18 protein-coding genes and 1 tRNA gene are annotated in these 22,471 nt (G+C 66.2%); 8 read left to right on the top strand and 11 right to left on the bottom strand.

Annotation, left to right across the window (positions count from 1 at the left end; all coding sequences use genetic code 11):
• Window positions 1-328: 328 nt before the first annotated feature.
• Complete coding sequence (locus HV701_RS19905; RefSeq protein WP_175134742.1) at window positions 329-709, bottom strand: tautomerase family protein; 381 nt, start codon at window positions 707-709, stop codon at window positions 329-331.
• An 84-nt stretch (window positions 710-793) separates the two neighbouring features.
• Here HV701_RS19905 and HV701_RS19900 point away from each other — a divergent pair, with 84 nt between their 5' ends.
• Complete coding sequence (locus tag HV701_RS19900) at window positions 794-1,651, top strand: LysR family transcriptional regulator (protein ID WP_175134741.1); 858 nt, start codon at window positions 794-796, stop codon at window positions 1,649-1,651.
• A gap of 161 nt (window positions 1,652-1,812) precedes the next feature.
• Here HV701_RS19900 and HV701_RS19895 read toward each other — a convergent pair.
• The 4 genes from HV701_RS19895 to HV701_RS19880 all read right to left on the bottom strand — a co-directional run bounded on the left by HV701_RS19895 (window position 1,813) and on the right by HV701_RS19880 (window position 6,822).
• Window positions 1,813-1,903 (bottom strand) — tRNA-Ser (locus HV701_RS19895).
• Window positions 1,904-2,086: 183 nt separating this feature from the next.
• Complete coding sequence (locus tag HV701_RS19890) at window positions 2,087-3,637, bottom strand: SpoVR family protein (protein ID WP_175134740.1); 1,551 nt, start codon at window positions 3,635-3,637, stop codon at window positions 2,087-2,089.
• Complete coding sequence (locus tag HV701_RS19885; protein WP_175134739.1) at window positions 3,634-4,893, bottom strand: YeaH/YhbH family protein; 1,260 nt, start codon at window positions 4,891-4,893, stop codon at window positions 3,634-3,636. The genes HV701_RS19890 and HV701_RS19885 overlap by 4 nt, the downstream gene beginning before the upstream one ends.
• Window positions 4,894-4,905: 12 nt before the next feature.
• The gene (locus HV701_RS19880) at window positions 4,906-6,822 is read right to left on the bottom strand and encodes a PrkA family serine protein kinase (RefSeq protein ID WP_419761632.1); all 1,917 of its coding nucleotides are present in this window, start codon (window positions 6,820-6,822) and stop codon (window positions 4,906-4,908) included.
• A gap of 847 nt (window positions 6,823-7,669) precedes the next feature.
• On the opposite strand from HV701_RS19880, the gene HV701_RS19875 reads away from it, so the two are divergent.
• Together HV701_RS19875 and HV701_RS19870 are read left to right on the top strand one after the other, a co-directional pair.
• Entirely contained in the window at window positions 7,670-8,908 is a 1,239-nt protein-coding gene (locus HV701_RS19875) for a DUF3142 domain-containing protein (protein WP_254595217.1), read from the top strand.
• Complete coding sequence (locus HV701_RS19870; protein WP_175134737.1) at window positions 8,895-11,351, top strand: hypothetical protein; 2,457 nt, start codon at window positions 8,895-8,897, stop codon at window positions 11,349-11,351. Before HV701_RS19875 ends, HV701_RS19870 begins: the two co-directional genes overlap by 14 nt.
• Here the strand turns inward: HV701_RS19870 and ribD are convergent.
• A complete protein-coding gene (gene ribD / locus HV701_RS19865; protein WP_175134757.1) occupies window positions 11,348-12,469 on the bottom strand; it encodes a bifunctional diaminohydroxyphosphoribosylaminopyrimidine deaminase/5-amino-6-(5-phosphoribosylamino)uracil reductase RibD in 1,122 nt (373 codons plus the stop codon). The genes HV701_RS19870 and ribD overlap by 4 nt on opposite strands.
• A gap of 241 nt (window positions 12,470-12,710) precedes the next feature.
• Here ribD and HV701_RS19860 point away from each other — a divergent pair, with 241 nt between their 5' ends.
• Window positions 12,711-13,280, top strand: a complete 570-nt coding sequence (locus HV701_RS19860; RefSeq protein ID WP_175134736.1) for a cysteine hydrolase family protein — start codon at window positions 12,711-12,713, stop codon at window positions 13,278-13,280.
• Window positions 13,281-13,292: 12 nt separating this feature from the next.
• Window positions 13,293-14,252, top strand: a complete 960-nt coding sequence (locus HV701_RS19855; RefSeq protein WP_175134735.1) for a GlxA family transcriptional regulator — start codon at window positions 13,293-13,295, stop codon at window positions 14,250-14,252.
• A gap of 66 nt (window positions 14,253-14,318) precedes the next feature.
• Here the strand turns inward: HV701_RS19855 and nrdR are convergent, their stop codons facing one another.
• Window positions 14,319-14,798, bottom strand: a complete 480-nt coding sequence (gene nrdR / locus HV701_RS19850; RefSeq protein WP_006392798.1) for a transcriptional regulator NrdR — start codon at window positions 14,796-14,798, stop codon at window positions 14,319-14,321.
• 212 nt (window positions 14,799-15,010) lie between these two features.
• Window positions 15,011-16,261, bottom strand: a complete 1,251-nt coding sequence (gene glyA / locus HV701_RS19845) for a serine hydroxymethyltransferase (protein WP_175134734.1) — start codon at window positions 16,259-16,261, stop codon at window positions 15,011-15,013.
• Between the two features lie 205 nt (window positions 16,262-16,466).
• Here glyA and HV701_RS19840 point away from each other — a divergent pair, with 205 nt between their 5' ends.
• Window positions 16,467-17,102: a LysE family translocator gene (locus HV701_RS19840; RefSeq protein ID WP_175134733.1), complete on the top strand. Its 636-nt coding sequence runs from the start codon at window positions 16,467-16,469 to the stop codon at window positions 17,100-17,102.
• Between the two features lie 78 nt (window positions 17,103-17,180).
• Here the strand turns inward: HV701_RS19840 and HV701_RS19835 are convergent, their stop codons facing one another.
• Complete coding sequence (locus HV701_RS19835) at window positions 17,181-17,837, bottom strand: YbhB/YbcL family Raf kinase inhibitor-like protein (protein WP_175134732.1); 657 nt, start codon at window positions 17,835-17,837, stop codon at window positions 17,181-17,183.
• A 72-nt stretch (window positions 17,838-17,909) separates the two neighbouring features.
• Window positions 17,910-19,139, bottom strand: coding sequence for a tyrosine--tRNA ligase (tyrS, locus tag HV701_RS19830; protein ID WP_175134731.1), 1,230 nt, complete (start codon window positions 19,137-19,139; stop codon window positions 17,910-17,912).
• Window positions 19,140-19,396: 257 nt separating this feature from the next.
• Here tyrS and HV701_RS19825 point away from each other — a divergent pair, with 257 nt between their 5' ends.
• Complete coding sequence (locus HV701_RS19825) at window positions 19,397-20,806, top strand: M23 family metallopeptidase (RefSeq protein WP_175134730.1); 1,410 nt, start codon at window positions 19,397-19,399, stop codon at window positions 20,804-20,806.
• Between the two features lie 78 nt (window positions 20,807-20,884).
• The gene (locus HV701_RS19820; RefSeq protein ID WP_175134729.1) at window positions 20,885-21,994 is read left to right on the top strand and encodes an anhydro-N-acetylmuramic acid kinase; all 1,110 of its coding nucleotides are present in this window, start codon (window positions 20,885-20,887) and stop codon (window positions 21,992-21,994) included.
• Window positions 21,995-22,078: 84 nt separating this feature from the next.
• On the opposite strand, the gene erpA is transcribed toward HV701_RS19820, so the two are convergent.
• Window positions 22,079-22,450 (bottom strand): iron-sulfur cluster insertion protein ErpA, encoded by a 372-nt coding sequence (gene erpA / locus HV701_RS19815; RefSeq protein WP_175134728.1) that lies wholly within the window; start codon window positions 22,448-22,450, stop codon window positions 22,079-22,081.
• Window positions 22,451-22,471 lie beyond the last annotated feature (21 nt).

The raw sequence follows: 22,471 nt of genomic DNA, 5'->3' as shown, positions 1-22,471 counted from the left end.
GATCAGGTAAAGCGGGCGTACCGGCAATGTCATATCGACAGCGCGGCGGCAGGCTCGCACAACGCTCCTCCCGCCGTAACGCGACGCTCGATGGTCGGGCGATACGGGCGCGGGATCGAAGCGCAGGCGGAGTTTATGAATCGACGCGATCAGCGTCGATGCTATTGCAATCAGTCGAAATCCAAATCGCCACGCTGAAACATTCTTCGCGCGGCTTCCCTCTGAAACGCCTTTCCAGGCCCAACAGAACTTTCAACTGGCTTTCCGGGCAAGGCTCGCGTCACGGGTCAGGAAAGCCCCGGCGATGCGGGCCCCGCCGCCGGCCAGATCAGGCGTATTGCGCGAGACCGCCTCCCAGCGACCAGTTTTCCTTCAGGACTTCGACCAGATTCACGAACACGTCCTCGGGCCGCAGGCCAGGATTTTCACTGAGCAACTGCGCAATCCGCCGGAACAGCGCCTTCTTCTGCTCCAACGTACGCGTGTTGTTCGCGGTGATCTGGATGAACACCAGATCGTCGCTTCGAGCGATATCGAGATAGGTCGCCCCGTAGCGGAAGTTGGCGGCCTCATGCTCGGTCATGACCATGAACTGGTCATCTTCGGGCACGTCGAACGTCTCGCGCAGCGCGCGGTAGACGCCGTCGAAGATGGCCTGCCTGTAGGCCTCCGTCTTTCCGGAGCGCAATGAGATATGAGCGAACGGCATAGGGAATTTCCTCCTTTGTGGTCCCGGCATCTATTATCTATTCTGATAACTTATGCATTCTTATTTCAACGATAAAGATTTGAAATGACCAAGCGCGCCCTCGACCTGGAAGCGGTCAGAGCCTTCATCCGCATCGCGGAACTGGGCAGCTTCACCCGCGCCGCCGAAGCATCGCGGACCACGCAGGCCGCGGTCAGCCTGAAGCTGAAACGGCTTGAAGACCGGCTGGGCTTCCGGCTGGTCGAACGAACCCCGCGCTACGTGGAGCTTTCGGCCCAGGGCGCGACCTTTCTCGAACATGCGCGCAAGCTGATCGAGGCGCACGACCGGGCGGTCTCGGTCGCCGCAGGCACGCGGCAACGCCTTGCCATCGGCATCAGCGACCATGTGGCGGGTCCGGAACTGCCCGCGCTGATCGCGCGCATGAACGCGCAGGACCCGCAACTGCTGATCGAAATCCGGATCGGCACCTCGGGCGAGCTGCTGCAAAGTTTCGACCGCCGGGAACTCGATACGGTGATCGTTCGCTTCCACGCGGGGCGCGGCGACGGGGAAGTGCTCGCCGAAGAGAAATTCGGCTGGTTCGCCATGCCTGGCTGGCAGCATCGCGCGGACGAGCCGCTGCCGCTGGCCACGATGGCCGAGCCCTGTGGCGTGCGCGCCATGGCCGGACAACTGCTCGATGAGGCAGGCATACCCTGGACCGAAGTGTTCGTCGGCGGCGGCGTGATGACGGTCGCCGCGGCTGTCATGGCCGGGCTCGGGGTGGCCGCGCTTGCCGCGCGCATGGTGCCGTTCGGCGCGGTCGACGTCGGCCCCAGGCTGGGGCTGCCGGATCTGCCGCGGCTGCCCATCCTGCTGCATACCCGGGTCAGGGACAGCCGCGCGCGCGATGCGCTGGCCGCGCTCTCGGCGGCCTTTCGCGGCGTGGTGCGAAACTAGATCGTTCGAGCGGCGCCACACAGCGCCTGGCTGCCCGAGCAAGGCGCACGCCGCTTCCCGTGGCGCCCGCGCGGCAACAAAAAACCCGCAGAACCAATGTTCATGCGGGTTTTGAGGCAAGGGGGCTGAGGAACAACCCCGGGCCATTCCTGAGGAAATCTTGGCGGACAGAGGGGGATTCGAACCCCCGATACGCTTTTGACGTATACACGCTTTCCAGGCGTGCGCCTTCAACCACTCGGCCACCTGTCCTGATCCGGTACGCATTGCTGAAAATGCGAATCCGCGATTCTAGCAGATCGGCAAGAAAGCTGCATTGGCGGCGCAGGCAAAGAAAAAGGGGACGTTATTGCGTCCCCTTTTTGTCGCAGGCGCCCGTGCCCGCCCCGCGGCGACCCTCCCGGACGCCCGCGTCCGGACCACAGCCAGACTCGTTCAGGCGTTCGGCGGATCCTGCTCGCGGTAGGCGCTGACCGTGCCATCCGGCTCAGTTTCCTCCAGCCGCACCCGGAACCCCCACAACCGCGCCAGATGCTTCATCACCTGCTCGGCGTCCTCGGCCGCCAGCGGCCGGCCGCGACTCTTCAAGTGGCGCAGCACCAGCGAACGGTCGGTGTCGCGATTGAAACGGATCACCTGGATGTCCGGCACCTGGTTGTCGCGGTTGTGCTGCGCGGCCAACAGGCGGCGGATGTCACGGTAGCCTTCGTCGTCGTGGATGGCGGCCACTTCCAGCTTGGGATTGGCCTGGTGATCGGAGATCGCGAAGAAGCGGAACTCGCGGATCAGGCGCGGCGACAAGTACTGCGAGATGAACGACTCGTCCTTGAAGTTACGCATGGCGAAGTCCAGCGTCTTGAGCCAGTCGCCGCCGGCGATGTCTGGGAACCAGCGGCGGTCCTCATCGGTGGGCTTTTCGCAGATGCGGCGGATATCCGACATCATCGCGAAGCCCAGCGCATACGGATTGATGCCGCCGTAGCCGCGCTCGTCGAAGCCGCGCTGGCTGACGACGTTGGTGTGGCTCTGCAGGAACTCCATCATGAAGCCGTCGTTGACCAGGCCCTTCTCGTGCAGCCGGTTCAGAATGGTGTAGTGCCAGAACGTGGCCCAGCCTTCGTTCATCACCTTGGTCTGGGTCTGCGGATAGAAGTACTGGGCGACCTTGCGCACGATGCGCACCAGCTCCTTCTGCCACGGCGCCAGCTTGGGCGAGTACTTCTCGATGAAATACAGCAGGTTCTCTTCCGGCTCCGGTGGGAACACGGGCGCGGCGATGCGCTCGTCCCGGTCGGCTTCCAGCCGCGGCAGCGTGCGCCACAGGTCGTTGTACTGCAGGCGGGCGTGCTCCTGGCGCTCGGCCTGGCGCGCGGCCTCTTCCTTGTACGAGATCGGCGTCGGCCGCTTGTAGCGGTCCACCCCATGGTGCGACAGCGCGTGACAGGAATCCAGCAGCGCTTCCACCGCGTCGATGCCGTAGCGATCCTCGCAATCCATCACGTACTTGCGGGCGAACACCAGGTAGTCCAGCACGCCATCGGCGTCGGTCCATTGGCGGAACAGGTAGTTGCCCTTGAAGAACGAGTTGTGGCCGTAGCACGCATGCGCTATCACCAGCGCCTGCATCGTCATGGAATTCTCTTCCATCAGATACGCGATGCAGGGGTTGGAGTTGATCACGATCTCGTAGGCCAGGCCCTGCATGCCGCGCCGGTAGTACTGCTCGTTGCGGATGAACTCCTTGCCGTACGACCAGTGCGGATAACCGATGGGCAGGCCCGCCGACGCGTACGCGTCCAGCATCTGCTCCGAGGTGATGACCTCGATCTGGTTCGGATAGGTGTCCAGCCCGTACTCGCGCGCGACCTGCGAGATCGCGTCGTCATAGGACTGGATCAGTTCGAACGTCCATTCGGAACCTTGCGACAACGGCCGCGGGCTGTCGGCCGATTCCGGCTCCACGAGTGCGCCCAGGATGGCATTCATGCGGTTTCCTTCTTGAACAGGTCATGGAACACGGGATAGATTTCCCCGCGCTCGCAAATGCGCCGCATCACGAAATGCGGCTCCAGCTTCTGTTCATACTCGGCCCACAGGCTGCTCTTGCGCGCCTCCTGCGAGTCGGGGATTTCGATATAGGCGAAGTAGCGCGAGGCCGGCAGCAGGTGCTCGGCCAGGAAGCGCGCGCTCTTGCCGGCGTCGGCGCCGAACGAGTCACCGTCGCTGGCCTGCGCCGCATACACGTTCCAGGCCGTGGGCGGATAGCGCTTCTCGACGATCTCGCGCATCAACTCCAGCGCCGACAGCACGATGGTGCCGCCGCTCTTGGGATCGTAGAAGAAAGTCTGCTCGTCCACTTCCTCGGCATTGTCGGTGTGGCGGATGAAGACCAGGTCGACGTGCTCGTACTTGCGCGACAGGAACAGGTACAGCAGCGTGAAGAAGCGCTTGGCCAGGTCCTTCTTGCCCTCGTCCATCGAGCCGGACACGTCCATCAGGCAGAACATGACCGCGCGCGCCATCGGGATCGAGACCGACACGCGGTTGCGGTAGCGCAGGTCCAGGTCGTCCAGGAACGGCACGCGCGCCAGGCGCTCGCGGCAGTCCTCGACGTCCTGCTCCAGGGCCTTGATCTGATCGGCGGGCGCGCCCGCCGCCCTGGCCTTGGCCAGGCGTTCTTCCGCGTCTTCCAGGTCGGCGCGCGCCTTCACGCTCAGCGCCACCCGCCGCGCCAGCGACGACTTCAGCGTGCGGCTGATGCTGAGCATGCTGGGCGAACCGGTGGTGGTGTAGCCGGCGCGCTGCCATTTCTTCTGGCTGACCTCGCCCAGCTGGGTGCGCGCCAGGTGAGGCAGTTCCAGGTCTTCGAAGAACAGGTTGAGGAATTCGGCCCGCGACAGGCTGAAGGTGAACTGATCGACCGCCTCGCCCTCGCCGGGCTCGGACCCGCCCTGGCCTTCTCCCCCCTGAGGCCGGTCGAACGTGTCGCCCTTGGCGAACTCGCGGTTGCCCGGATGCACCATTTCCCGGTCGCCGCCCGCGCCGTGCCGGAAGGTCGGCTCGGAAATATCGCGGGCGGGCAGGTTGATCTCGCCGCCCTGATCCATGTCCTGGATCGAGCGGTCGCGGATCATCCCGTGGACCGCCTTGCGGATCTGGTCCTTGTAGCGCCGCAGAAAGCGCTCCCGATTGACGGCGCTCTTGTTACGCCCGTTAAGACGGCGATCGATCAGTGAATTCATGATTCACCTCACTCAGGAAGACTTCCTCACACGGAGATACCACTCGCACAGCAGCCTGACCTGCTTTTCCGTGTAGCCCTTCTCCACCATCCGGTCGACGAAGCTCTGATGCTTGCTCTTGTCCTCGGCCGATGCCTTGGCGTTGAACGAGATCACCGGCAACAGGTCTTCCGTGTTCGAGAACATCTTCTTCTCGATCACTTCGCGCAGCTTTTCATAGCTGGTCCAGGTCGGGTTGCGGCCATTGTTGTTGGCGCGCGCCCGCAGCACGAAGTTCACGATCTCGTTGCGGAAGTCCTTGGGGTTGGCAATGCCGGCGGGCTTCTCGATCTTCTCCAGTTCATCGTTCAAGGCGCTACGGTCGAAGCTCTCGCCGGTTTCCGGGTCGCGGAATTCCTCGTCCTGGATCCAGCAGTCGGCGAACGTGACGTAGCGGTCGAAGATGTTCTGGCCATACTCCGAGTACGACTCCAGGTAGGCCGTCTGGATTTCCTTGCCGATGAACTCGGCATAGCGCGGCGCCAGGAAGCCCTTGATGAACTCCAGGTAGCGCCGGCGGATTTCCTCCGGATAGTCCTCGCGCCCGATACGCTGTTCGAGCACGTACATCAGGTGCACCGGATTGGCCGCCACTTCCGTCTGGTCATAGTTGAAGACGCTGGACAGGATCTTGTAGGCGAAGCGCGTCGAAACGCCGTTCATGCCCTCGTCGGTGCCCGCGTAGTCCTTGTACTCCTGCAGCGCCTTGGCCTTGGGGTCGACGTCCTTGAGGCTTTCACCGTCATAGACGCGCAGCTTCGAGTAGATACTGGAGTTCTCCGGCTCCTTCAGCCGGGTCAGCACCGAGAACTGCGCCATCATGTCCAGCGTTCCCGGTGCGCATGGCGCCGTCGACAGCGAGCTGTGATGCAGCAGCTTTTCGTAGATGCGGACTTCTTCCGACACCTGCAGGCAGTAAGGCACCTTGACGATATAGATACGGTCGAGGAACGCCTCGTTGTGCTTGTTGTTGCGGAAGGTCTGCCACTCCGACTCGTTCGAGTGCGCCAGGATGCAGCCGTTGAACGGAATCGCCGAGAAGCCCTCGGTGCCCTTGAAGTTGCCTTCCTGGGTCGCCGTCAGCAGCGGGTGCAGCATCTTGATCGGCGCCTTGAACATTTCAACGAACTCGAGCAGGCCCTGGTTGGCCAGGCACAAGCCGCCGGAATAGCTGTAGGCGTCCGGGTCATCCTGCGAGTGGCGGTCGAGCTTGCGGATGTCGACCTTGCCGACCAGCGACGAAATGTCCTGGTTGTTTTCGTCGCCCGGCTCGGTCTTGGCGATCGCCACCTGGCGCAGCACCGACGGGTTCAGGCGCACCACGCGGAATTGCGAGATATCGCCGTCGAACTCCTTCAGGCGCTTGACCGCCCACGGCGACATGATGCCGCTGAGGTAGCGGCGCGGAATGCCGTATTCCTTTTCGAGCGTGTCGCCGAACCGTTCCGGATGGAACAGGCCAAGCGGCGACTCGTTCACGGGCGAGCCCTTGAGCGCGTAGATGGGATAGCGCTCCATCAGCACCTTGAGGCGTTCGGCGATGGACGACTTGCCGCCGCCCACCGGTCCCAGCAGATAGAGGATTTGCTTGCGCTCTTCCAGTCCCTGCGCGGCATGCTTGAAGAACGCCACGATCTGCCCGATCACGTCCTCCATGCCGTAGAACTCCTGGAACGCCGGATAGCGCCGGATGGTCCGGTTGGAAAACAAACGGGAAAGACGTGGGTCGTTGCGCGTATCCACGATCTCAGGTTCGCCAATCGCCGCCAGCATGCGTTCAGCAGGACTGGCGTATGCCATCGGATCACGTTTGGCGAGGTTCAGATATTCCTCGAGGGAAAGCTCTGACTCCTGCTCTCTTGCATACTGCGACTTGAAGCCTTCGACGATGTTTTGCACGGAAACCTCCTACAACACGCGAAAAAGCCATTACGTCCCTACGTGTCCCCATTGTGTGCCTCAGTGCTTGAGCGTGACTAGTCAATCTCGCCTTCAGCAATCTCGGCACGGTTGTATGTTGCTTTCGCCACACATCAACCAAGAGCACGATCGGGCCCTTTCCGTTTAGGCTGCGCACTTGAGACACAAGTTCCATCAAGGATTGCAACCAACGTGAATAAGTTCAGCCCTTCGCCTTCAGCATATCGCTGTAGCACGGGCGCACGATGCGGCCACGCATGAAATGGTCAGCAATTATTTGAAGGGATGAGCGATATCCCGGTGGATTCTTATGATCCGGACACAAGTCCGGTGCGTTCGCTATGCGATGGCAGCGAACGGTCTGAACGGCGCAAAGCGACTGCGTTCAGCAAGCGCCGGTCCGGGTATATGAAAGCGCCGGTACACGACACTGGAATCCGTGGTGACGAGGGCGCGTGGCGGGTCGTGGAGCAAGCCATGCGCGCGTAGCGCCAAGTCATGGGCTTATGCTAAGCCGATTTGACGGCTTTGTGGCAATTCATTTGAGGCAATGCGGTAAAAAAACACCCATCGACAACCCTTATATGAGGCGCGAAAATCGTTCTCAAACTTGCTGCGATCAGGCCGCAAGCCGCGCCGGCAAACGCTGTCCCGGCGCTTGTCATAGGCTGTCGCGGCATCGATTGGCAGCCGGGGCGGCAGAGTGCTAATACCCCTTGCACCGTCAAGGATAGAATCTCGCATTGGCCGACCTGGCGCCTCGCGCCGCCATTCAAACGCTGTCCCGTACACCATGCCGTCACGCCTGCGTCCCGTCATGCATGGGTCTCGCATCAGCCGCGCGTCGATGCGCGGCCGGCGTCTCGCGGCGCTTTGCCTCCTGCCGTTCTGCGCCGTGCTGCTGGCGGCCTGCGAACGCGCCCTGCCTCCTTTGCCCAACGATGCCTATGTCTGGCAGCGGCGCTGGACGCCCGCGCTGGTCCAGGCGCTGAATGAAAGCGCCGATGTGCTGCGATCGTGGCGCGTGCTGGCGGCCGAACTGCGCGCCGACGGCGTCTGGTTCGAAGCGGCGCCCGACCTGGCCGCGCTGGCGGCGACCGGCCGTCCGGTGGTGCTGGTGCTGCGGCTGGATGGCCGCGTCGGCGCGTTGCGCGAGGCCGAGATTGCCGCGCGCGCCACCGCCACGCTCGCCGTCTGGCGCAACGCCGGCATCGCGCTGGCCGGCCTGGAAATCGACTACGACTGCGCCACCGCGCGGCTGCCGGCCTATACCGCGCTGCTGACCACGTTGAAGACCCGGCTGCCGCCCGACCTGCCGTTGTCGATCACCGCGCTGCCCACCTGGCTGGACAGCCCCGCGCTGGCCGGCCTGCTGGCGGTACCGGACGAAACGGTGTTGCAAGTGCATGCCGTATCGAACCCGGCGCAGGGGCTGCTGTTCGACGCCGCGCACGCGCGTGCCTGGCTCGACGCTTACGCCCAGCGCACCGGCAAACCTTGGCGGGTGGCGCTGCCGGCCTACGGCAGCCGGGTCGCATGGGACGAACAAGGCCAGATCGTTGCGGTCGAAAGCGAACGGCCAGCGTTGATGCCGGGCGGCCGTTCGGCCGAACTGCTGGCGGCGCCAGGCACCGTCGCGGCCTTTGTCGGTGCGCTCGATCGCGCGCGCCCGGCGCGCCTGGCCGGCATCGTCTGGTTCCGCCTGCCGACCCAGGCCGACACGCGCGCCTGGAGCCTGCGGACCTGGCGCGCGGTGCTGGCGCGCCAGCCCCTGGCGCCGGCGCTGGCAGTCGCGATCAATCCGCCGGACTCCGGCGGCGCGCGCGACGTGCTGCTGGCCAACCGCGGCAACGCCGACATGCCGCTGCCCTTCATGGTCAGACTGGACGCCCGCTGCGCCGCCGCCGACGGCATCAACGGCTATACCCTTGAGTACGATCGCGAGGGCAGGTATCTTCGGCGCGCGCAGGATGGCCTGCTGCGCGCCGGCGCTGAACGCGCCATAGGATGGATCCGCTGTGACTCCCCAACGCCGAGCTTGCATGTACAACCGTAAAACGCTGGCCGTCGCCCTGCTGCTGGCCGGCACTGGCCTCGTCATCGCCTGTGGTCCCGACTTCCCGCCGCAATTGCTGGATGATCGCGCGAGCACCCTGCAAGGCACGCCCGCCAATTCATTCGCCTATGAGGCGGCGCGGCTGGTGCCCGCCACGGATGCGCTGCGGGCCAATGAGTCGCCGCTGCTGCCGGACGGCAGCTACCGCTCCGACGCCATCCCGGAATCCTACGACACCACGCTCACACCAACGCAATACGAACAGGTGCGAACGATGCGCGCGCGCGCCGATGGCGACCAGGCCTACGCCGCAGGCGCGGGCCTGCCCGAAGCCGTCCGCCTCTATGCCGCGGCCGCGGTCGACTACCGCACGGCGCCGCAAGCGCCGGACGAGGACCGTTGGGAACGGGCGCGTCAGCGCCTGCGGGCAATTCTGGCGCTACCCGCCGAACAGGCCGCGACACGCAGCGTCTGGGCCACTTACATGTTGGCCGAGATCACGGATGCGGCAGCAGCGGCGCAGGGCTATGCCCGCGTGCGCGACCTGGCGCGGCATGGGGCTCCCGATCCGCTCGGCCTGGCCGTCGCCAGCTACGGCCAGCAGGCGCGACTGTCGTTGCGCGGCAATCTGGGGCAATGCGCCTACGCAGACGTCGTCAACGCGACGCCCTGTCTGGACGCCGTGGCGCCCCCCGATCTGCAACAGGCGGTGCGCCTGTACGCCGCCCAGGCCGCGCGCGACTCGGTCAGCGGGCGCGAATCGCTGCGCCTGATCGCCGACTGGGCGCTGACCTCGCCGGCCCGCGCCGGCCGGCTGATCGACGATCCGGTCGGTCAGCGCCTGCTGGTGGCGTATGGCCTGGCCCGGATCGGCGACATTGTCGACGGCAAGCCCGACAGCGCGCGCGACCCGTTCGCCAACTTCGAACGCAGCGGCCGCCTGAGCCTGGCCGATGCCGCCGACGGCGCTCCCAACGTGGCGCCGAACCCGGCCCTGCAATCGCTGGCGGCCGCGTTGCAGACCCAGGAACCGCAGCGCATCGCCAACGCTGACCGGGTCGCGGCGCTGGCCTACCGCGTCGGCCGCTACGATCTGGCCCAGGCCCTGGCCAACCGGCTCGACACGGCATTGGCGTGGTGGGTACGGGCCAAGCTGGCCATCCGCCGCGGCGACAACGAACTCGCCGCCCAGGCCTATGCGCGCGCCGTCGGGGCGTTTCCGCGCGCCGATGGCAGCGTCGAACCGGAATCGGGCGCGCGGCTCAAGGCCGAGCAAGGCGTGCTGTCGCTGTCGCGTGGCCAATACGTGGAAGCGCTGGACCAGCTGTATCGCGCGGCCGCGGCCGGCGACGGCGCCAACCGGCCCGCTGAAGGCTGGACCCAGTCGCCTTACTGGAACGACGCCGCCTACGTGGCCGAACGCGTGCTCACCACCGAGGAACTCAAGGCCTATGTCGACCGCCTGCCTGCCGCCACGCCGGCGCCTGCGCGCCCGGCCGGCTTTGGCAGCTATACCCCCGACCAGTTCTATGCATGGCGCCGCCTGAATCCCCCGCCCGCGCACGACCGCCTGCGCCAGCTGCTGGCCCGGCGCCTGGTGCGCGAAGGCCGCGCAGCCGAGGCCCTGCCTTATTTTCCGGCCGATGACGACCCGCGCTTTGCCCGCGTCGACGATGACGACGGCAATTGGACGATCCGGGAGTCCGACGTGCGCCTGCGCGCCGCCCAGTATGCAACCGCGCTGCAGACGGCGGGCAGCGCCTGGGGCCGCACCCGCCGCGCCAGGGCCTGGTATGACGCCGCGGCGCTGGCGCGCCGTGACGGCATCCGCATCATGGGCTACGAGCAGGGGCCTGACTACGCCGTCTACGATGGCAACTACTCGGCGGGCGCCGGCCGCGATGCCAACCCCTGGTGGCGCGAGGCGCGCGCAGACGCCGGGCAGCCAATGGATACTCCCCGGCAACGGGCCGAGGCGGACCTGCCCGGCCCTTACGTGACCCCGGAGGAACGCGCCCGCTACGCGGCCAGCGAGGCGCGCCCCAACGTGCGCTACCACTACCGCCAGATCGCCGCCGGCTACGCACTGAAAGCGGCCGACGAACTGCCCTCCCGCTCGCAGGCCTTCGCGGCCGTGCTGTGCCACGGCGCAAGCTACGTGATCGATGACACGCCGGCGCGCGCCACCGCCATCTACCTGCGGTATGTGGATCAGGGCGCGCGGGTGCCCTTCGGCGACACCTTCGGCCGCGAATGCCCGGAGCCGGATTTCCAGTCGGCCGCGCGCTTTCACTACATCCAGGCATGGAAGGCCTGGGAACACGCACGCCAGCAGCATGCCGGCCTGTTGCTAGCCAGCGGGTTGCTGGCCCTGGCGGCGCTTGGCGCCGGCCTGTGGGCCTGGCGCGATGGCGGCCCGGCCGCCACCGGCAGGAGACGCTAGGGCTCCTCTGCGGCGGGCAACGCGACCCGCCGCAGCAGTCCGCGCCAATGCTCCGGCACCCGCGCACGCACGCGCAGGTCGGCGGCAACCCGCTCGGCCTCGATGAATTCATAACGCGGCGCGCCATCCAGGCGCTCAAGCAGCGGCAGCTTGACCACGCCGGCGGCGTCGCCCAACAGCATCGGCGCCATATAGATCAGCAGTTCATCGATGCAGCCTGCCGCCACCAGCGCGCCGCTCAGGCCCGCGCCGGCCTCGACGTGGACTTCGTTGCACTGCTGCGCGGCCAGCCAGTGCATCATCGCCGGCAGATCGACCCGATCGGGCGTCTCGGCCGGCATCGGCACCACGCGCACATTCCGGGCTTCCAGCCGCGCCTGCTTGGCGGCATCGGCGCGGGCCGTGAACACGATGACCTCGCCGCCATCGAACAGGCGCGCGTCCTCGGGAATCTCGAAGCGGCCGTCGACTACCGCCCGGCGCGGCTGGCGCGGCGTCGCCACGCTACGCACGGTCAGTTGCGGGTCGTCCTTGAGTATCGTGCCGATGCCGGTCAGCACCACGCAGCTGCGCGCGCGCCAGCGATGCCCGTCGGCGCGCGCCTCGGGGCCGGTGATCCATTGCGACAGGCCGTTCTGCAGCGCGCTGCGTCCGTCCAGCGACGTCGCCATCTTGAGCCAGGTCCAAGGCCGCCCGCGGCTCATGCGCGCAATGAAACCGGCATTCAGCGCCAGCGCCTCTTCGCGGCAGATGCCCGTGGTGACGGCAATGCCGGCCTCGCGCAGCCGCGCCAGGCCCTTGCCGTTGACCAGCGGATTGGGATCGCCGATCGCCACCACCACGCGCGCCGGCGCAGCCGCCAGCAGCGCCTCGACGCAGGGCGGCGTACGGCCGAAATGGCTGCACGGCTCCAGCGTGACGTAAACGGTGGCGCCCGCCACCGATTCGCCGCGCGCCTGGGCATCGCGCAGGGCGCAGACTTCGGCGTGCGGCCCTCCAGGCGGCTGGGTCGCGCCTTCGCCCAGGACCCGGCCATCGCGCACGATGACGCAGCCGACTCGGGGATTGGGCGCGGTCGAGTACATGACGGTCTGCGCCAGCGCCAGGGCGCGCCGCATCCAGGACAGGTCTTCGGGTTCGCTGGGGTTCACGCTGGGGTTCATCATCATGCTGGGATTGTATGTCCGCGGCGCGCCGCCGGGGCGTATCGTCGCGGGGCGCGCTATGATGCTTCCCGGGCCTGCCGCTCAATGTCCGTTTCAGGCCGATGCTGGTCTGGAGCCGGCCTCGCCCGGCGCTGCCGGCGGCATCACAATATGCCACAACCCCCTGAAATACCTCGGCAAGGAGCCCGCAGCCATGAAACAGGCATTGATTGTCATCGACGTCCAGGATTCTTTTCGTCAACGTCCGTTTTGGGATGAATCGGAATATCCGGCATTCATCTCGCAACTGCAGGGCCTGATCGACGCCGCCCGCGCCCGCGGCGTCCCGGTGCTGCAGGTATTCCACACCAGCGCCGCCAATGATCCGGCCAACCCGTTCTCGCTGGCCTCCGGCCACGTCAAGACCCTGAAGGAACTGCACATCGAACCCGACGCGGTGTTCCACAAGACCGTGCACTCCTCGCTCTACGCCAGGGATGCCGACGGCGCCACCTTGCAGGACTGGCTGCGCACGCACGGTGTCGAGGGCGTCATCGTCAGCGGCATCCGCACCGAACAATGCTGCGAGACCACCACCCGCCACGCCAGCGACGACGGCTTCAAGGTGGTGTTCCCGACCGACGCCACGCTGACCTTCGCGATGCAGAGCCCGTCCGGCAAGCACTACACCCCGGCCGAGATCCGCGATGCCACCGAACTGGTGCTGCAGGGCCGTTTTGCCCGCATTGCCCGCGCCGCCGACGTCTTCTCCGACGCGCACTGAGGACGAGCCGCCATGATTCCCGTGCACTTCATCCTGCCCCGGGGAATCGTGCTGCTCGACGTGGCCGGACCGGCCGAGGCGTTCCGGGTCGCCAACAAGCTGTGTCCCGGCGCCTTTGAGCAGCATTTCTGCGGCCCCTCGACCGAAATCGAAAGCGGCATTCCCGGCCTGCACCTGGCGCGGATCCAGCCCTTGCCCGAGCAGTTGCCGCCCGAGGCCCTGGTGATCATCTCGGGCGTGGTCGGCAAACCCACCCGGCTGGACGAACCCGAGGCCCGCCGGATCATCGACTGGCTGGCGCGGCGCCACCCGGTCGACGGCTTCACCTTGATGACCGTCTGCGCCGGCGCGCTGTTCGCCGCCGCGGCCGGCCTGACGCGCCAGCGCGAGTGCACCACGCACCACAGCTGCCTGGCGCAGCTCGCCGACATGGATCCGAGCGCCCGATTGCACGACAACCGCATCTTCGTCGAGGATGGCAACCTGGTCAGCAGCGCCGGCATCACCGCCGGCATCGATCTGGCGTTGCACATGGTGTCGCGTCACTGCGGCCCGCGGGTGGCCAGCGAAGTGGCGCGCGACATGGTGGTGTACCAGCGGCGCGCCGGCAGCGACTCGGCCTTGTCCCCCTGGCTGGAGCACCGCAACCATATGCATCCCGGCGTGCACCGGGTGCAGGACGCGGTCGTGCGCAACCCGGCGGCGCCCTGGTCGGCGCAGTCGCTGGCCGAACAAGCCCACACCAGCCCGCGCCACCTGACGCGCCTGTTCCATGAACATGCCGGCTGCACGCCGATGGATTACCTGTATCAGATACGCGTGGCGCTGGCGCGCGACATGCTGCGCGAAACCCGCTTGAATCTGGAAGCCGTGGCGGAAAAATCGGGCTTCGGCTCGGCCCAGCACCTGCGCCGCGTGTGGCGCAGATTTCAGCCGCAGACGCCCAGCATGGCGCGCGCGCCGGCGCCGTAGCCGCCTAGTGCCAGCAGCCGGCCGGCCGGGGCGGCGCGCGCCGCGCCGCTGAAGCGGACGGGCGGCTCACTCCTTGCGCAGCTTGCCCGGCAGCACCGGCCCCTGCATTTCGCGGATCGCCTCGACGAATTCGCCGATGTCCTCGAAGCTCTTGTAGACCGAGGCGAAACGTACGTAGGCCACTTTGTCGAGTTTGCGCAACTCGTTCATGACCAGTTCGCCGATATGGCCAGAAGCCACTTCGCGCAGGCCGCTGGCCAGCAGTTGTTCCTCGATGCGGGCCACGGCGGCGTCCACGTCCTCGGTGCTGACCGGACGCTTGCGCAGCGCCAGGCTCAGGCTGGCGCGCAGCTTGGCGGGATCGTAGTCGCTGCGGCTGCCGTTGCGCTTGACCACGGACGGCAATGCCAGCTCCACCCGTTCATACGTGGTGAAGCGCTTGTCACAGGACTGGCAGCGGCGCCGACGACGAATGGCGTCGCCCTCTTCCGAGACACGGCTGTCAACGACCTGCGTTTCGGAGTTGCCGCAAAATGGACACCGCATGTGTGATCCCTGAAAACACGGAAAGCAATAATTCGCCCATATTGTAACGATGCGACGGCTTGCCCGTGTCGATCATGACAAATTCGTCCCTAATATTTTTGCCCTGGAGGCCGCCGACACGCAAGCGCCATTGGCCCTAAAACAAAAGGACGGCCCCTTGCGGAGCCGTCCCCTCTAGGCGCGGGCGGCGCGGAGCCACCGCCGTGGCGGCATTACTTGCGGCCGTACACCGGCAGGCGCGAGGTCAGTTCGTTGACCTTGGCGCGCACGGCGGCGATATTGGCCTCGTCGCGCGGGTTGTCCAGCACGTCGGCGATCAGGTTGGCGGTCAGCTCGGCCTCGGCTTCGGTGAAGCCGCGGGTGGTCATGGCCGGCGTGCCCAGGCGGATGCCGCTGGTCACGAAGGGCTTTTCCGGATCGTTCGGGATGGCGTTCTTGTTGACCGTGATGTGGGCCTGGCCCAGCACCGCTTCGGCTTCCTTGCCGGTGATGCCCTTGGAACGCAGGTCCACCAGCATGACGTGGCTTTCGGTGCGGCCCGAGACGATGCGCAGGCCACGCTTGACCAGCGTGTCGGCCAGCACCTTGGCGTTCTTGACCACTTGCTGCGCGTAGGTCTTGAATTCGGGTTCCAGCGCTTCCTTGAAAGCCACCGCCTTGCCGGCGATGACATGCATCAGCGGGCCGCCCTGGATGCCGGGGAAGATGGCCGAATTGACGACCTTTTCGAATTCCGCCTTCATCATGATGACGCCGCCGCGCGGGCCGCGCAGCGACTTGTGCGTGGTCGAGGTGACGAAATCGGCGTGCGGCACCGGGTTCGGGTAGGCGCCACCGGCCACCAGGCCGGCATAGTGGGCGATGTCGACCATGAACAGCGCGCCGTTGTCATGGGCGATACGGGCCATGCGCTCGAAGTCGATGTGCAGGGCATAGGCAGAGGCGCCAGCGACGATCAGCTTGGGCTTGTGTTCCTTGGCCAGTTGCTCGACCTGGGCGTAGTTCAGGACTTCGTTTTCGTCCAGGCCGTACGAGATGAAGTTGTACAGTTTGCCCGAGGCGTTGACCGACGCGCCGTGGGTCAGGTGGCCGCCTTCGGCCAGGCTCATGCCCAGCACGGTGTCGCCCGGCTTCAGGACGGCCATGTACACGCCCTGGTTGGCCTGCGAGCCCGAGTTGGGCTGCACGTTGGCGGCTTCGGCGCCGAAGATCTGCTTCAGGCGATCGATGGCCAGTTGCTCGACCACGTCGACGTATTCGCAACCGCCGTAGTAACGCTTGCCCGGGTAGCCCTCGGCGTACTTGTTCGTGAGCTGCGTGCCCTGGGCTTCCATGACGGCCGGGCTGGCGTAGTTCTCCGAAGCGATCAGCTCGATGTGCTGCTCCTGGCGAACGTCTTCCTTCTGGATGGCGGCCCAGACTTCCGGGTCAGCCTTGGAGAGGGTGAGGTTGCGGTCAAACATGACGGGGGGTTCCTGAGGCGGTAAGAGAGGAGGAAACTGCGCCCGGGCGGGTAAACCCGGATAATGACGGATAGTTTACCGCGTCACGCCACTTTGCCTGTCGTCAAAATGCCCCGAATGGAGGCAAAATTCCCCTCAAGGACGCGAAATTTCCGCCATCCCCGCGCGGCCGGAAACCCCTCTCAACCCGACTTGAGAAACTTTCATGCAAACGCAGACTCTGCTTGCCTACACCCTGGTCGCCGCCGTCAGCGTCATCACGCCCGGCCCCGCCAGCATCCTGGCCATGCGCAATGGCGCCGCCGGCGGCCTGCGCGCGGTGTTGCCGTCATCACTGGGCAATGTCACGGGGCTGTTCCTGCTGTCCGCCGCCGCCATGCTGGGCCTGGGCGTGGTGCTGCAGTCGTCGGCCCTGCTGTTCGCCGCCCTCAAGATCGCCGGCGCCGCCTACCTGATCTACCTGGGCCTGCGCCACCTGCTGGGCCGCAGCAGCGTGGCCGCGCCGCCGCCGGGCAGCGCCGGCGCGCCGCGCGGCGCGCTGGCGCTCTATCTGGAAGCGGCCTTCGTGGCCGGCCTGAACCCCAAGCCGATCCTGTTTTTCACCGCGCTTTTTCCGCAGTTCCTGAACGCGGCCGAGCCCCTGCTGCCGCAGTTCTTCATCCTGACCGGCATCTTCATGGGCCTGTCGCTGCCCTCGCTGCTGGCCTACGGACTGCTGGCGCGCCGCGCCCGCCGCCTGTTCCAGCAGCCGCGAGCGGTGCGCTGGATCAACCGGGCGGTGGGGTCGGTGTTCGTGGCCTTCGGCGTGGCGCTGCTGCGGCTGAAACGCGCCAGCGCCTGAAAGCGGCGCGCGGGCGGCAACGGTTCCACAAATGAAAATGGGCCGCAGGGATCGCGGCCCATTTTGACGCCCCGGCGCTCAGGATGCCGAGGTTGCCCCGATCAGCTTGGGCGCCAGCCTCGGGTTGAGCGTGTAGGTGCCGGTCAGCGACGCCTGCGCCAGCACGTGCTTCTGGATGGCGCGCAAGGCATCTTCACCGTTGAACGAGCCTTGCAGGTTCAGCGAATGGACGTCCAGCGCGTACAGCGTGAACACATAGCGGTGCACCAGCGAGTCGTTCCAGGGTGGGCACGGGCCGTCGTAGCCGAAGTAGTCGCCGCTCATGTCGTGGTCGTTGGCGAACCAGGACGAGTACGAGTTGATGCCCTGACGGGCATCCAGCGGCGCCAGCGGCCCGCCCTTGCCACGCGGCGTGATGCCACTGGAGAAGGCGCCTTCCTCGATTTCGCGCATGTCGGCGGCCAGGTCCACCAGCACCCAATGGAAGAAATCCACCCGCGGCAGGTCGGCCGGCACCTCGCGGCCTTCCTGGTTGACGTCGTCGGGCTTGGAGGGGACGTCCGGATCGTGGCAGATCAAGGCGAACGACTGGGTGCCCGCCGGGACGTCGTCCCAGGAAAACTGCGGGTTGTAGTTGTCTGCCAGCGCGACGTGCGATTGCGCATCGATCTTGCCGAAGGCGTAGCGCTCCGGAATCGACTCGTTATCGGAAAAAGACAAACTCGAAAGTTTCATGTCGTGCTCCTTGAAGTGCTGCGAAGGCATCCCAGCCTTGAACGTCCCTCCAGCGTAGCAAAATCTACGCGATTATGGGTTCAACTTAACACGCGCGAACTTGCGCTTGCCCACCTGGACGACGTAAGTCCCTGCGGGCAGTTGCAACGATTTGTCTTCGACCCGGTCGCCATTGACGCGCACCCCGCCTTGCTCGACGTTGCGCTGCCCCTCCGAACCCGATGCCACCAGCCCCGCCTCGCGCAGCAGCTTGAGGATACCGACCGGCGCGCCGCCGATGCTGACCTCGGGCATGTCTTGCGGGATCGCGCCGTCGCGGAAACGCGCCTCGAACGCGGCCAACGCGTCGTCGGCCGCCTTGGCCGAGTGGAACCGGGTGATGATCTCCTGCGCCAGCATGACCTTGGCATCGCGCGGATTGCGGCCGCCATCGATCTCCTGACGCAACGCCGCGATGTCTTCCAGCGAGCGGAACGAGAGCAGCTCGAAGTAGCGCCACATCAGCGTGTCGGAAATCGACATCAGCTTGCCGAACATCGAATCGGGCGACTCCGAAATGCCGATGTAATTGCCCTTGGACTTGGACATCTTCTCGACGCCGTCGGTGCCGACCAGCAGCGGCATCGTCAGGATGCACTGCGGCTCTTGCCCATATTCCTTTTGCAGCTCGCGGCCGACCAGCAGGTTGAACTTCTGATCGGTGCCCCCCAGCTCCAGATCGGACTTCAGCGCCACCGAGTCGTAACCCTGCATCAGCGGATACAGGAATTCATGCACCGAGATCGGAATGCCGCCTTTGAAGCGCTTGGTGAAATCCTCGCGTTCCATCATGCGCGCCACGGTGTAGCGCGACGCCAGCTGGATCATGCCGCGCGCGCCCAGCGGATCGCACCACTCGGAGTTGTAGCGGATCTCGGTGCGGGCCGGATCCAGCACCAGGCTGGCCTGCGCATAGTAGGTCTTGGCGTTGGCCTCGATCTGTTCGCGCGTCAGCGGCGGACGGGTGCTGTTGCGGCCGCTGGGATCGCCAATGGTCGAAGTGAAGTCGCCGATCAGGAAGATGACCGTATGGCCCAGGTCCTGGAGCTGGCGCATCTTGTTGAGCACCACCGTGTGGCCCAGGTGGATGTCGGGCGCGGTCGGGTCCAGCCCCAGCTTGATGCGCAGCGGCACGCCGGTGGCGCGGCTGCGGGCCAGCTTGCGGGCGAATTCGGATTCGACCAGCAGCTCATCGCATCCGCGCTTGGCAATACGCAGATCGGCTTCGACTTCGGGGGTGATGGGGGCTTCTGAGGGTGACATGTAAGGGGGGCCAGGACGGCTTTAGCCGATAAAAGGTGTAAAAAGTGACGAAAACTATCGAAAATTCTAGCCGAATCAGCTAGGATACCGCCCTAATCATACGCAACTGTCATATGTACGCAGTTGCGCTTCCGGTTACCACCCGTTGTTCACAAGATGCGCCCCGCGCCAGCCCTTGCCCCGAAAAACGTGGCGCGCGGGGGCCGTTCGTGTCACGCACCCTGCGAGCTCATGCCACCTGAGAGGGTATCTTCACGATGAATCGTGGCCTCCACGACCTGGCGAGTAGCATCAAGCGCAAAGTTGCCGCCGTATTTGCGCCCGTCGAACCCAAGTCCCATCGTTCAGGGCTTTTCCGCCGCACGCTTCTGGTCACCGCCGTGGGTCTGTTTGCCGGCGCCGCCGCCTTGGGCATGGTGCAGCAACCCGACCGCAGCGAACTCCCCCCCACCCGCGTCATCCAGAGCATTCTGCCGCTCACCACCGAGCAGGTCGAAGTCAGCACGCCCAGCGCCGCGCCCTACATCAGCGAAACCCGCATCCGGCCGGGCGACACGCTGGCCGCCGTGCTGCAGCGCCTGGAACTGGATTCGCCGGGCCTGCAAGCCTTCCTGACCCATGACGCCAGCGCCCGCAGCATCTACAAGCTGTACCCCGGCCGCTCGGTGCAGGCCGCCACCGACGCCGAAGGCAAGCTGATCTGGCTGCGCTATATCCACACCCCGGGCAACGAGGCCGAAGGCCAGGTCGTCACCCGCATGCTGCACGTCGCGCGCACCGACGATGGCTACAAGGCCGAGGAAGTCACCGAGAACACCGAGCGCCAGACGCGCGTGGCGGTCGGCACGATCCGCTCCTCGCTGTTCGGCGCCACCGATGCCGCCGGCATCCCCGATTCGGTCACCATGCAGATGGCCGACATCCTCAGCGCCAAGATCGACTTCTTGCGCGACCTGCGCCAGGGCGACCAATTCCGCGTGGTCTACGAAGTGCGTTCGCACGACGGCCGCTACGCCGGCGCCGGCCGGGTGCTGGCCCTGGAATTCATCAACAACGGCAAGACCTACAACGCCGTCTGGTTCAGCCCCGACGACAAGACCGGCTCGTACTACGATTTCGACGGCACCAGCCTGCGCGGCGCGTTCCTGCGCACCGCCCTGAAGTTCAGCCGCATCAGCTCGACGTTCGGCATGCGCATGCACCCGATCCACAAGACCTGGACCGGCCACAAAGGCGTGGACTACGCCGCGCCCTCGGGCACGCCAATCCACACCACGGCCGACGGCACGGTGGAATTCGCCGGATGGCAGAACGGCTACGGCAACGTCGTGATCATCAAGCACCACGGCAAGTACTCGACCCTGTATGCCCACCAGAGCCGCATCGCCGCGGGAATCACCAAGGGCACCAAGGTCTCCCAGGGCCAGCTGATCGGCTACGTGGGCGCCACTGGCTGGGCGACCGGGCCGCATCTGCATTATGAGTTCCGCGTCGACAACCAGCCCATCGACCCGCTTTCGGTGGACCTGCCCGTGGCCCGCACCCTGGAGCCCGCGGAAGTCCGCGCCTTCAATCAGGCCGTGACGCCGTACAAGCAGCAGATCCAACTGCTGACCCAGTTCCAGCAGACCCTGCCCGACACCCTGACCAACGTGGCCAGCCGCTAGGCTGGCCGGCATGATGCACCCGCAAGGCGGCCCGCGCACCTCGATGCCGGGCCGCTTTTTTTTCAGGCAGCCATCGCCATGACCGCACCCCAGCATTTCATCGGCCTCATGTCCGGCACCAGCGTGGACGGCGTGGATGGCGTCCTGGCGCAACTGCGCCCCGGCCAGCCGCCGCGGTTGCTGGCCAGCGCCAGCCTGCCCATGCCGGCCGCATTGCGCGCCGAGTTCCTGGCGCTGAACCTTGCCGGCGAAGACGAACTGGCCCGCTCCGCCCTGGCCGCCAATGAACTGGCGCGCCTGTATGCGCGCGTGGTGGCCGACCTGCAGGCCCACGCCAGCCTGCCGGCGCGGGACATCGCCGCCATCGGCGCCCACGGCCAGACGGTGCGCCACCGCCCCGATCTCGGCTACACCGCGCAATTGAACGCACCCGCGCTGCTCGCGGAGCTGACCGGTATCGACGTGGTGGCGGACTTCCGCAGCCGCGACGTGGCCGCCGGCGGCCAGGGCGCGCCGCTGGTGCCGCCCTTCCACGCCGCGGTGTTTGGCGCGCGGCAGGGCCGCGCGGTGCTGAATCTGGGGGGTATCGCCAATGTCACTCTGTTGGTGCCGGGCCAGCCGCCGCGCGGCTTCGATACAGGCCCGGCCAATGTCTTGCTGGACGGTTGGTGCCAGCGGCACCTGGGGCGGGCTTACGACACCGATGGCCGCTGGGCCGCCAGCGGCCAGGTGCTGGCGCCGTTGCTGGAGCAACTGATCGCCAGCGAACCCTGGTTCGCGTTGCCGCCTCCCAAATCGACCGGCCGCGACTTGTTCAACCTGCGCTGGCTGGACGACCGGCTGGCCGCCTTCGACGGCCCCACCCCCGCCGCGCAGGACGTGCAGGCGACCTTGCTGCGCCTGACGGCCCGCACCGTCGCCAACGCCATCGACGCCGCGGGCGCCGATGTGCGCGAACTCTATGTGTGTGGCGGCGGCGCCCATAACCCGGGCCTGATGCGCGAATTGGCGTATTGCCTGCAACGCCCGGTCCACCCCACTGACGCGCTGGGCGTGCCGGCGCAGCAGGTCGAAGCGCTGGCTTTCGCCTGGCTGGCCCAGGCCTTCCTGGCGCGGCGGCCCGCCGGCCTGCCCAGCGTCACCGGCGCGCGCGGCCCACGCATCCTGGGCGCCCTCTACCCGGCCTGAGCCCGCCAGGCGCCCAATGAAAAAGCCCTTCGGCTTGCCGAAGGGCTTTTTTTTGACTGGCGGACGATCCGCCGCCAGCGCGGTTTACACCGAGAACGACGAGCCGCAGCCGCAGGTGGTAGTGGCGTTGGGATTGCGGATGACGAACTGCGCGCCCTCCAGGTCTTCCTTGTAGTCGATCTCGGCGCCGACCAGGTATTGGAAGCTCATGGGATCGACCAGCAGTTGCACGCCAGCCTTGTCGAGCACAGTATCGTCTTCGTTGACGACTTCGTCGAACGTGAAACCGTACTGGAAACCCGAACAGCCACCGCCCTGCACGAACACGCGCAGCTTCAACTCGGGGTTGCCTTCCTCGGCCAGCAGGTCCTTGACCTTGGCGGCTGCCGAGTCGGTGAACACCAGGGGAGCAGGCGGGGCGGCCTGCAGGTCGACGGTTTCGGTCACTGCATTCATGATTCACTCCTGGCCGCTGGG

The sequence above is a fragment of the Achromobacter pulmonis genome (genome assembly GCF_902859765.1).
In the GTDB taxonomy this organism is placed as follows: Bacteria; Pseudomonadota; Gammaproteobacteria; order Burkholderiales; family Burkholderiaceae_B; genus Achromobacter; species Achromobacter pulmonis.
Note: the sequence above shows the minus strand (reverse complement) of the source record. Positions and strands in the feature narration are given on the sequence as shown.